Annotated in this window: 9 protein-coding genes; 6 read left to right on the forward strand and 3 right to left on the reverse strand. The window is 66.6% G+C overall.

Translation table 11 applies throughout. From position 1 onward, the window contains the following. The first annotated feature begins 120 nt into the window (after positions 1–120). The 3 genes from IEW15_RS04020 to IEW15_RS04030 all read left to right on the forward strand — a co-directional run bounded on the left by IEW15_RS04020 (position 121) and on the right by IEW15_RS04030 (position 3879). The gene (locus IEW15_RS04020; RefSeq protein ID WP_188575148.1) at positions 121–1131 is read left to right on the forward strand and encodes an NAD(P)H-quinone oxidoreductase; all 1011 of its coding nucleotides are present in this window, start codon (positions 121–123) and stop codon (positions 1129–1131) included. Between the two features lie 195 nt (positions 1132–1326). Beyond that, positions 1327–1917 (forward strand): DUF1013 domain-containing protein, encoded by a 591-nt coding sequence (locus tag IEW15_RS04025; protein WP_188575151.1) that lies wholly within the window; start codon positions 1327–1329, stop codon positions 1915–1917. A gap of 192 nt (positions 1918–2109) precedes the next feature. Further along, entirely contained in the window at positions 2110–3879 is a 1770-nt protein-coding gene (locus IEW15_RS04030) for a serine hydrolase domain-containing protein (protein ID WP_229707804.1), read from the forward strand. 7 nt (positions 3880–3886) lie between these two features. Here the strand turns inward: IEW15_RS04030 and IEW15_RS04035 are convergent, their stop codons facing one another. Then, on the reverse strand, positions 3887–5173 hold the full coding sequence (locus IEW15_RS04035; protein ID WP_188575154.1) for an MFS transporter: 1287 nt from the start codon (positions 5171–5173) through the stop codon (positions 3887–3889). A 703-nt stretch (positions 5174–5876) separates the two neighbouring features. Between IEW15_RS04035 and IEW15_RS04040 the strand changes: the two genes are divergently transcribed. Together IEW15_RS04040 and IEW15_RS04045 are read left to right on the forward strand one after the other, a co-directional pair. Then, positions 5877–7793, forward strand: coding sequence for an acetate--CoA ligase (locus tag IEW15_RS04040; protein ID WP_188575156.1), 1917 nt, complete (start codon positions 5877–5879; stop codon positions 7791–7793). Positions 7794–7885: 92 nt separating this feature from the next. Further along, positions 7886–9523, forward strand: coding sequence for an acyl-CoA synthetase (locus IEW15_RS04045; RefSeq protein ID WP_188575158.1), 1638 nt, complete (start codon positions 7886–7888; stop codon positions 9521–9523). A gap of 206 nt (positions 9524–9729) precedes the next feature. Here IEW15_RS04045 and IEW15_RS04050 read toward each other — a convergent pair whose 3' ends face one another. Then, positions 9730–9897, reverse strand: coding sequence for a YdcH family protein (locus IEW15_RS04050; RefSeq protein ID WP_188575160.1), 168 nt, complete (start codon positions 9895–9897; stop codon positions 9730–9732). A 168-nt stretch (positions 9898–10065) separates the two neighbouring features. Here IEW15_RS04050 and IEW15_RS04055 point away from each other — a divergent pair, with 168 nt between their 5' ends. Beyond that, the gene (locus tag IEW15_RS04055) at positions 10066–10659 is read left to right on the forward strand and encodes a UbiX family flavin prenyltransferase (protein ID WP_188575221.1); all 594 of its coding nucleotides are present in this window, start codon (positions 10066–10068) and stop codon (positions 10657–10659) included. An 8-nt stretch (positions 10660–10667) separates the two neighbouring features. Here the strand turns inward: IEW15_RS04055 and IEW15_RS04060 are convergent, their stop codons facing one another. Continuing rightward, the gene (locus IEW15_RS04060; protein ID WP_188575162.1) at positions 10668–11615 is read right to left on the reverse strand and encodes a TauD/TfdA dioxygenase family protein; all 948 of its coding nucleotides are present in this window, start codon (positions 11613–11615) and stop codon (positions 10668–10670) included. Between the last annotated feature and the right edge of the window lie 15 nt (positions 11616–11630).

Raw genomic sequence — 11630 nt, forward strand, 5'->3', positions numbered from 1 at the left:
CCGTTTCAGGTCATGCTCCCCCCCCGACTGCCCCGCCAGGATCGCCGGCCTTCAGACACGGCCGGCCTGGCAGGGACCACGATGGCCAAGGCCGTCGCAGGACAAGACGGAGACGTCCGCATGACCAGCCTTCCCGAGACCATGACCGCCATCGAAATCTCGACCCCCGGCGGACCCGAGGTTCTGAAACCCACCACCCGGCCGGTGCCGCAGCCCGGCCCCGGCGAGGTGCTGATCCGCGTCGCCACCGCCGGCGTCAACAAGCCCGATGCGCTGCAGCGCCAGGGCAATTATCCGCCGCCGCCCGGCGCGTCCGACATTCCGGGGCTTGAGGTATCGGGCGTGGTGGTGGCCACCGGCCGCGACGTCACCCGCCTGACGGTCGGCGAGCGGGTCTGTGCCCTGGTCACCGGTGGCGGCTATGCCGACTATGTCGCAGCCCCGCAGGAACAGTGCCTGCCGGTGCCCGACGGCTTCGATCTGGTCCGCGCCGCCGCCCTGCCCGAGACCTATTTCACCGTCTGGACCAATGTCTTCGACCGCGGCGCGCTGAAGGCCGGTGAACGGCTGCTGGTGCATGGCGGGTCGAGCGGCATCGGCACCACCGCCATCCAGCTCGCCCGCGCGCTGGCGGCCACGGTCTATGCCACCGCCGGCACCGACGACAAGTGCCGGGCCTGCGAGGATCTGGGCGCGACACTGGCGGTCAATTACCGCCAGGCCGATTTCAAGGACGCGATCGTGGCCGCAACCGCGGGCGACCCCGGCGTCGACGTGATCCTGGACATGGTCGGCGGCCCCTATCTGGCCCGCAATCTGGAGCTTCTGCGCCGCGACGGCCGGCTGGTCTATATCGCCTTCCTGCAGGGACCGAAGACCGATATCGACCTCAGGCCGATCATGATGAAGCGGCTGACCATCACCGGATCCACCCTGCGCGCCCGGCCGGTGGCCGAGAAGGCGGCGATCGCCGATGCGCTGCTGGAAACCGTGTGGCCGCTGCTGGGCGCCGGCACGATCGGCCCGGTGATCGATACCATCCTGCCGCTCGCCCAGGCCGCCGATGCCCATGCCCGGCTGGAATCCAGCGACCATATCGGCAAGATCGTGCTGAAGGTGGCCGATCTTTAAGCCCCGATCCGTTGCGGTGACAGTGCCCGACCGGCCGGCCGTCGAAAGACGGCGGCCAGTCGGCCCTTGCCTGTCGCGCGGCTTTCGTTTAAAGCCGGTGCTTCGCTATAGTCATCGGCATGACCGCCGCCGGGGCCCGGCCCCCAAGCGCCTGACCCTGAGCGGTTGCCCGAACGAGTTCGAACGAGGAGCGACATGGCTGGTCCCCTGATGCCGAAGGCCACTGCCGTCTGGCTGGTCGAAAACACCGCCCTCACCTTCGACCAGATCGCCGAGTTTTGCAGCCTTCATCCGCTGGAGGTGCAGGGCATCGCCGACGGCGAGGTCGCGACCGGCATCGTCGGTCAGGATCCGATCAAGAGCGGCCAGTTGAGCCCTGAGGAAGTCGCGCGCTGCGAGCGTGATCCGAAGGCCCGGCTGAAGCTGCGTGAACCCACGGTGCCGCTGATGCGCCGCACCAAGGGCCCCCGCTATACCCCGGTCGCCAAGCGCCAGGAGCGGCCGGATGCGCTGGCCTTCCTGCTCAAGAACCATCCTGAGCTGGACGACGTGCAGATCTGCAAGCTGCTGGGCACCACCAAGCAGACGGTGAATGCGGTGCGCAACCGCACCCACTGGAACAGCGCGAACATCAAACCGCGCGATCCGGTGCTGCTGGGCCTGTGCACCCAGACCGACCTGAACCGCGAACTGGCCATCAAGCGGCTGAACCGCGACCCCAACGAGGCCCCGCCACAGCCGGTGCATTTCGACGAGGACGACGACAGCGCCAACGACGACTACTGATCGCCCCGCACGGCACAACGGGCCGATGCGGCGCGGCAGACAGATCAAAAGGCGGTATCCCCATGGATACCGCCTTTTTCTTTGCCCGCAACCCACCGGCCCGCCATGAGCGAATTGATTGTCATATTTGACAAGAATGCTCGCGGGCCTCTATCCTGTCACAGATGACAATTTATGGTGGGAGAGGCCGTGATGGGACGCCCTTCGGTGGCGGAAGAGCGCCGGGAAGCCATCCTGTCGGCCTTCGAGGCCTGCGTGGTGCGAAAAGGGCTGGCCGAGACGACGCTGGCCGATGTCGCCGCCGAGGCCGGCCAGCCGCGACCGCTGGTGCGGTATTTCATCGGCAACCGTGACGCGATGGTCGGTTGCCTGATCGACCGCCTGCTGGCGCGGGGCGAAGCCCAGCTGGCCCTGGTGCGCGAGGGCGCGGCCGCAGGCACGCCCGATGATCTGGCCGACCTGCTGTTCAACCGGATCTTCGCCGACAAGACCACCAACATGGTGATCATGGATCTGTGGCACCTGTCGCTGCGCGACGAGGCGCTGCGCGTGCGGCTGGGCACGATCTATCGCCGGCTGGTCGACCATGTGGCGCAGGCGATCGCGCGCGACATGGCGCCGTCCGGCACAGCCCCTGCCTTCGATACGGCCTTTGCCGCCGTCTCGCTTGCCTTCGGGACGTCCTTCTTCAATCGACTGGGGCTGACGCCCATCGATCCGGAGCGCCTGCGCGACCGGATCGCCGGGATGCTCAGCCCCGCCCCACCGTCTCCCCTCCGGCCCACCATGCCCGCGAAAGACCAGCACATGACCGATCAACCCACGGCCGCCATTGAAGATTTCAAGCTGTTCAGCGGCGCCCCTCAGCACGAGACCTTTCCGCGGCTGAAAGACCGGCTGCCGGCAACGACGATGGTCCCCGCGGCCACGCCGTTCGTGTTTCCCGAAGGCCCGGCGGTCACACTGCCGGCCGCCCATGAATTCGACGGGGAGGCGCGGTCCTTCGAGGGCTTCTTCGCCGACACCGACACCGCCGCCCTGCTGGTGCTGAAGGACGGCATGGTCCGCCATGAACGCTATGCGCTGACAGGCGGGCGCGACGTTCAGTGGATCTCGTGGTCGGTGGCGAAAAGCTTCGTCTCGGCCATGGTCGGCATCGCCATCGCCGAGGGCCATATCGGCGGGGTCGACGAGCCGATCAGCGATTACGTGCCGGTGATGCCCGGCTCGGCCTATGACGGCGTTTCGATCCGCCATGTGTTGCAGATGTCGTCGGGTGCGCGCTGGAACGAGGACTACAATGACAATCAGTCGGACGTTCATCGCCTGGGTACGGCGATGAGCGGCGACGGCTCGCTCGATCGCTTCGTGGCCGAGATGGTGGCCGAGAACCCGCCCGGCACCATCTGCCGCTATAATTCCGGCGACACGCAGGCGCTGGGCGCGCTGCTGATCCGTGCCACCGGCCGCTCGATCACCGATTACATGCAGGAAAAGCTGGTGGAGCCGCTGGGCATGACCCATGCCGGCCATTGGCTGATCGACCCGGCCGGTGTCGAGATGGCCTTTGCCGGCCTGAACCTGACCGCGCGGGATTTCGCCAGACTGGGCGAGTTGTACCGCAATGGTGGTGTCTGGCAGGGCCGGCAGATCGTGCCCGCCGATTGGGTGCGCGCCTCGGTGACTGTTACGGCCCCGCATCTGGCGCCGGGCCGGCCGCATATCGCCAGCGGCACGTCCGGGCATGGATATGGCTATCAATGGTGGCTGCCGGCGGGCAACCGGGGCGAATTCAGCGCCACCGGCATCTATAACCAGTTCGTCTATGTCGACCCGTCGCGCGGCGTGACCATCGTCAAGCTGTCGGCCAACCGCCGCTATGGCACCAGCATGGACGAGGCCACCAATCGCGGCATGGAGACGATCGCCTGGCTGCGGGCGATCGCCGCCAGCCTGGACTGATACCGCGTCACGCCATCGCCGGCCGGGACCGCATGTCCCGGCCGCGCGGTGCGGCCAGGGTCAGCACGATCAGAACCGCCACGCCCGACAGCGCCGCACCGCCATACCACAGGCCCAGATAGTCGCCGGTCAGCGCGAAGATCCGGCCGCCGGCCCAGGCGCCAAGCGCCGCCCCCAGCGAATGGCCGGCCGACAGCAGCCCCATCGCCAGCCCCATGCGGTGCAGCCCCAGGCGGTCGGCGACCAGCCCGGCCGTGGGGGCGACGGTGGAATAATCGAACAGGCCGAACAGCACCGCGAAGATCAGCAGCAGCGCATACGTGTCGCCCACGAAGACCAGCAGCACCAGTGCCACCGCCCGGCCGGCATAGATCACCGCCAGCAGCCGGCCCCGGTCCATCCTGTCGCCCAGATGGCCGGCGCCGATCATGCCGATCAGGTTGATGGCGCACAGCACCCCATAGGCCGTGGCCGATGGCAGCGCCGGAAACCCGCACAACGCGGCATAGGGCATCAGATGGGTTTCGATCGCGCCTGCCGTGGTCACACCACAGATCACGAAGCTCCAGAACAGGGCATGGAAGACCGGGCTGGTGGCCAGGACGGCCAGCCGGCGCCCCAGGGGCTCGGCGGCTGGTTGTGCCGAGCCATCACGACTGGCCGCGCGGCTGGCCGCCATGGCGCGGGCACGGGGCAGCAAGACCAGGGCCGCCACCGCCGCGGCAAGGGCCGCGAGCCCCAGCCCCATGAAGCCGGTCCGCCAGTCATCGGGCGTCATCCACATCGACAGCACCGGCACCAGCGCCAACTGCCCCGCCGTCGCACCCGCCGTGGCAATGCCGGTCGCAAGGCCGCGTCGCTCTGCCGGCACCATCAATGCCACCGCGGTCGCCACCACATGGGTTGCCACCGCGCCGAAACCGATGCCGCCGACCACCGAGAAAGCCAGCATCAGCATCATTGTGTTGTCGGCAATCGCCACCAGCCCGCAGGCGGCGGCCACCATCACCAGCCCGGCCGTCAACAGCCGCCGGGGGCCGTGACTGTCGGCCAGCATGCCGGCGGTCGGCGCCAGCACGGCCATCACCACCAGTGCCAGCGCCGCCACATCCGATACCGAGGCGCGGCTCCAGCCTTCCGCCTGTTCCCAGACCGGCATCGCCAGACCGAGGGCCGCCCGCGTCGAGAAGGCGAGGCCCAGGGACAGAAAGCCGATCAGGACCACAGTCCTGGCGGCGAGGCCGAAGCCAGGCGTCGAGGATGGATCGGCTGCGGGACGCTGTGTGGCGGACATGGACGCGACGGCTCCGGGATGGGGGGCGCTGAAACTGATGGCGGGGCCGGATATACCCGCCCCCGTCGTCGCCCGTCATCATCACAGTGAGCCCTCGTCCCTCATACCCCTGTCACGCTTGGGTCAAGAGCAAGCGTCGCTTGGCCTCGCCCCTGCCCTCCGCCACGAAAAGAGACCGGCCGACCACATGCGGGTCGGCCGGCTAACTCCCGGAAACGAGCCGCGGCGGGGACGAAGGAGATGGCCGCGACATCCAAATGATGTCTTTTATGGTATTTTGTCGCAAGTAGATTTTGATCGATGCCTAATATTTGAAATATTATTTCAAGTTAGGTCATGCTTCACCTGACTGCCTACAACATTCGGCCGCAGGTTTCACAACCTGCGACCGCACCCGAAGGCGACTTGTGCGGGCCGGTCACGACCCGCGTCCCCCCGACCATTGAAGGGGGGCGCGGGAGCCCTGCGCGACGGTTGGCGGCCTTGACTTGATGTCGGTTTTACACGATCAACAGACACAACCGTGAAGCACACGGAATTGCGCGTAGAGCATGCCGCACATGCCGAATATTATGCCTGTGGCCATATGCCGACGCGGCAGAATGGCCCCGCCGGCGGGGCAGCACGCCGGCGGAGCAGCACACCGGCGGGGCAGCACGATCGTGACCGGCATGTACGCAGCGTCATCGAGGGGGAAACGACCATGTCCGATCAGGCCGCAGCCAAGATCGCAGCGCTTCTGACCGTCACCGAACGCTTCAATCCGCCGGCCGGCGTCGTCGAGGCCGCCACCGTGCGCGATCCCAAGGCCTATGTCGCGGCGGCCAATGCCGACCCGCTCGGCTATTGGGACACGCGCGCGCGCAGCCTGGAATGGAGCCGCCCCTGGGACGAGGTCTGCCGGTTCGAGATGCCGAACCATCAATGGTTCGTCGGCGGCCGCACCAATATCTCGATCAACTGCCTGGACCGCCATATCGCCGCCGGCCGCGGCGACGCCAAGGCAATGACCTTCGTGTCCGAGAATGGCGACGAGCGCAGCTTCACCTATGCCGAAGTGCTGGCCCAGGTCAGCCGGATCGCCAATGGCCTGAAAAGCCTGGGCGTCGCACGCGGCGACCGGGTGGTGATCTATATGCCGCTGACGCCCGAGGGCGTGTTCTCGATGCATGCCTGCGCGCGCATCGGCGCGGTGCATTCCATGGTCTATGCCGGCATGGGCGATGGCGCGCTGAAAAAGCGCATCCAGGACAGCGGCGCCAAGGTGGTGCTGGTCTCAGACGCCACCTGGCGCCGTGGCAAGGTGGTGGATCTGAAGGGCATCGTCGACCGGGCGCTGACCGGCGCCGATGCCCCCAAGGTGGATCATGTGGTGGTGTTGAGCCGCACCGGCCGCGAGGTTCAGGCCGGCGAGGTCGACTTCGCCGCGCTGATCGCCGACCAGCCGGATTTTATTGCCGCCGAAGAGATGGAGGCGGAAGATCCCCTGTTCATCCTGTACACCTCCGGCACCACCGGCGCGCCCAAGGGCGTGGTTCATGTCCATGGCGGCTATATGGTCGGCTGCGACACCCTGATCCGAACGTTTTTCGGGGTGACGCAGGACTCGGTGTGGTGGTCGCTGTCGGATATCGGCTGGATCGTCGGCCATTCCTATATCGCCTATGGCCCGCTGCTGGTTGGCTGCCATCAGATCATCCGCGAGGGCACGCCCGATTATCCCGATGCCGGCGTCACCTGGGACGTCGTCGACCGTTTCGGTGTGACCGAGATGTTCACGGCGCCGACCGCCGTGCGGATGTGGATGCGGTTCGGCACCGATTTCGTCAAGACATACAGCCGCCGCAGCCTGAAGGTGATGGCCTGCGCCGGCGAGCCGCTGAACCCTGAGGCATGGTCGTGGGCGCAGCGCGAGATTCTGTCGGATGACGGCGTGCCCTTCGCCCATTGCGTCGACAACTTCTTCCAGACCGAAGTGGCGAACCCGATGCTGGGCACCTATCCGGCCATGGCGAGCCGCCCCGGCCGCGCCGGCATCGCCATGCCCACCCTGATCGCCCGCATCGTCGACCCCGATACCGGCGCCGAGGTGCCCGCCGGACAGGGCGGGCTGTTCGTGGTGGAAAAGCCCCTGCCCTATATGCTGCGCACGGTGTGGGGCGATCCCGACCGTTATGCCAGCTATTGGTCGGAGCGCCTGGGCGGCTATGTCACCGGCGACCTGGCGGTGCGCGACGAGGAAGGCTATATCGCCCTGCTCGGCCGTTCCGACGACGTGATCAACGTCGCCGGCCATCGGATCGGCACGGCCGATGTCGAAAGCTCGCTGGTCGGCAACCCCGCGGTCGCCGAAGCCGCCGTGGTCGGCCTGCCCGACGACCTGAAAGGTGAGCGGATCAAGGCCTTCGTGGTGGTGCGCGCCGGCCAGACCGGCGATGATGCGCTGGTGGCGAAGCTGATCGCCCATGTCCGCGAGGATCTGGGGCCGATCGCCCAGCCATCGGAACTGGTCATCGTGTCGAAACTGCCCAAGACACGGTCGGGCAAGATCATGCGCCGTCTGCTGAAGGCGCGCGAACTCGGCCTGCCGGAAGGCGACACCTCGACCCTCGACGACTGATCCGCCCCCGATCGGCGGCGGCGGCCGCGCCGCTGCCGATCTGTTCGATACGCCTGCCCTTCGTCAAGCGACACCACCGGAGACCACGCCCCATGCCGGCCGACATCGCCCCGTCGAAATATGAGCGCGACCTGGACCGCAACCCGGCCAACCACCAGCCGCTGACCCCGCTGTCGCTGCTGGAGCGCACCGCCGACGTGCATCCCGACCGCGTGGCCGTGATCCATGGCGACCAGCGCTGGACCTATCGCGACCTCTATGCCCGCTGCCGCCGGCTTGGCAGCGCGCTGAAGGCGCGCGGCATCGGCCGGGGCGACACGGTGTCGATCATGGCGCCGAACACGCCGGCGATGCTGGAAGCACATTATGGTGTGCCGATGATCGGCGCGGTTCTGAACGAATTGAACATCCGCCTGGATGCCGAGGCCCTGGCCTTCATTCTGACCCATGCCGAAACCCGGGTGCTGCTGACCGACCGCGAGTTCAGCCCGGTGATCAAGGCGGCGCTCGACCTGCTGGACACGAAGCCGCTGGTTATCGACATCGACGATCCGGCGATCACCCATGGCGATTTCCTGGGCGAGACCGAATACGAGGCCCTGCTGGCCGAGGGCGACCCGGATTTCGCCTGGCAGATGCCGGCCGATGAATGGGAGTCGTTGTCGCTGGGCTATACCTCGGGCACGACCGGCGACCCGAAGGGCGTGGTCTACAGCCATCGCGGCGCCTGGATGAACGGCATCAACAACATCCTGACCTGGGATCTGCCCAAGGGCGCGGTCTATCTGTGGACACTGCCGATGTTCCACTGCTCGGGCTGGTGCTTCCCCTATACCATGGTCGCCGCCGCGGGCACCCAGGTCTGCCTGCGCAAGGTGGAGGCGAAGGCGATCTTCGATGCCATCGCCACTAATCATGTCACGCATCTCTGCGGCGCGCCGACGGTGCTCAGCCTGCTGGTGCATGCGCCCGACGCGGTAAAGCGCAGCTTCGACCATACCGTGCACATGATGACCGCCGCCTCGGCCCCGCCGTCATCGGTGATTGCCGGCATGGAGGCGATGGGCTTCGAGATCACCCATGTCTATGGCCTGACCGAAGTCTATGGCCCGGTGGTCGTCTGCGAATGGAAGTCCGAATGGGACGAAAAGCCGCTGGAGGAACGCGCCCGGATCAAGGCACGCCAGGGTGTGCGCTACACCTTGCAGCAGGGGCTGATGGTCGCCGATCCTGAGACCATGGAACCGGTGCCGGCCGATGGCCAGACCATGGGCGAGGTGATGATGCGCGGCAACATCACCATGAAGGGCTATCTGAAGAACCGATCCGCCACCGAGAAGGCCTTTGCCGGCGGCTGGTTCCATTCCGGCGATCTGGGGGTCACCCATCCGGACGGGTATATCGAGCTGAAGGACCGGTCGAAGGACATCATCATCTCGGGCGGCGAGAACATCTCGTCGATCGAGGTGGAAGAGGTGCTCTATGGTCATCCGGCGGTGCTGGAAGCGGCCGTGGTCGCCCGACCGGACGAGAAATGGGGCGAAACCCCGTGCGCCTTCGTGACCCTGAAGCCCGACAGCACCGCCACCGAAGCCGATATCCGCGCCCATTGCGAAAAGCATCTGGCGCGCTTCAAGCTGCCCAAGACTTTCATCTTCACCGACCTGCCCAAGACATCGACCGGCAAGGTGCAGAAATTCGTGCTGCGCGAGAAGGCCCGCGCGCTCTGAGCCCCATTCACAGGCCAGACGTCCAGCCGGTGCGCCGCTCAACGAAAACCCCTGCCATCCATCCGGGCGGCAGGGGTTTCGCGGGATCGCGGATCATCCATCCACCATCAGGCGGCCTTTCATCGGGCCGGGCTGACGGCACCGTCGGGCAGGCCCGGCCTATCGCCGGGGCGCCGGACAGCCTGCGCTTGCGGGAGCTTCGCGGGTCAGTTGATCTCCAGGCGGGAAATCTCTTCCTTGAGCTTAAGCTTGTTGCGCTTCAGCTCGTTGATCGCCGTTTCATCGGGTTTGGGCCGGGTGTATTCGGTATGAAGCGCCTCTTCGAGTACGGCATGCTTGTGCTTCAAGGCTTCGACACGCGCCTGAACACTCATGGACACCTCCGTTGCGTAACACCATCTTGAGGTCGACCAGCCCGGCGTGAACCAGTCTGCATCGACAGGGGCGATCCCACAGAAAGTTACGTGGATATGACAGCGGACGGCTTCAACCCCCCTTGTGACGATCCCGTGTCGGCAACGAATGGCAAGGCTGCGGCCAGCATGCCCGGCGCTGTGCCACAGCGGCTCATCGTCGGCATCAGTGGCGCATCCGGCGTCATCTATGGCATTCGCCTGCTTGAGATTTTGCGCGACCTCGGCATCGAGAGCCATCTGGTGCTGAGCAAGGCGGCCGAGATGACCATCGCCTATGAAACCGACCGTCGGGTGGCCGATGTAAAGGCGCTGGCCGATGCGGTTCACGATCCGCGCGATGTGGGGGCCGCCATCTCCAGCGGGTCGTTCCGCACCATGGGCATGGTGGTGGCGCCCTGTTCGATCCGCAGCCTTTCGGAGATCGCCTATGGCAACACCACCGGCCTGCTCAGCCGCGCCGCCGACGTGGTGCTGAAGGAACGCCGGCGGCTGGTGCTGATGGTGCGGGAAACGCCGCTGCATCTGGGCCATCTGCGGGCGATGACCCAGGCGGCCGAGGCCGGCGCGATCATCGCACCACCGGTGCCGGCCTTTTATGCCCGCCCCGCCAGCCTGGCCGATCTGGTCGACCACACGGTGGGCCGGGTGCTGGACCTGTTCGACATCGACAGTGGCGGCGTGAAGCGCTGGGGTGAGGCGGCGGGGCCGCGCGCGGAATAGCCTCCGGCTCAATGTTCCGGCTGGGCCTGCGCACCTTCGGGCAGCAGAACCGGCCGGTCGCCGGCAACCGTGCTGCGATACATCTCTCGCCGGGCGCCTTGATAGTCGCCGATCGGCAGATGCAGCACCGACCGGTTGTCCCAGATGGTCAGGGTGCCCGGTTCCCAGCGCAGCCGGCAGGTGAAGCGCGGATCGATCGACAGGTCGAACAGATAGCCGAGCAGGGCCTGCGCCTCCGGCTCGTTGAAGCCGTCGATGCCGATGGTATAGGCGGCGCTGACATACAAGGCCCTGCGCCCGGTTTCGGGATGTGTGCGGATGATCGGATGGGTGCGGGTGTCCATGGCGGTTTCGCTGACCACGATCTCCATGTTCGGCAACCGGTCGGCCATGGCGCCGCGTGCCGCCGGGCTGTAGCCGCGCCGGGCGCTGTGCACCCCCATCAACGGTTCCAGCATCCGCACCATCGCGGGGCTCAACGCCTCATAGGCGCGCTGCATGCTGGCGAACATGGTGTCGCCGCCCCAGGCCGGAATATCCTGGCCATAGAGCAGGGTGAAGGCCGGCGGTGTATCCAGGAACGACCAGTCGCTGTGCCAGGCCTCGCCGAACACATTCGGGTGTTCCTCATCAGCTTCCTTCAGCAGCCGCAGCACATTGGCGAAGCCCGGCATCGGCTTGACATAGGGGTCTTCGCCAAAGGCTCCGAAGCGGCTGGTCACTGCTTCCAGCCCCGCCGGATCGAGCTGCTGGCCACGAATGGCCACCACCTGATGATGCACCAGTGCCGCACGCAGATCGTCGAGCGCATCGTCTGATGCCGTCGCCACGTCGATGCCGGCGATGTCGGCGCCAAGCGCCCCGGTCATCGGGCGGATGGTGAAATGGGGCGATGTCACCGGCCGGTTGCTGGCGGCAGACGGCGGTTTGGACGTGAAGAACGGTCCTGCATTCATGGTTTTGATCCTCCC

It is taken from the genome of Tistrella bauzanensis, from assembly GCF_014636235.1.
Classification (GTDB): domain Bacteria; phylum Pseudomonadota; class Alphaproteobacteria; order Tistrellales; family Tistrellaceae; genus Tistrella; species Tistrella bauzanensis.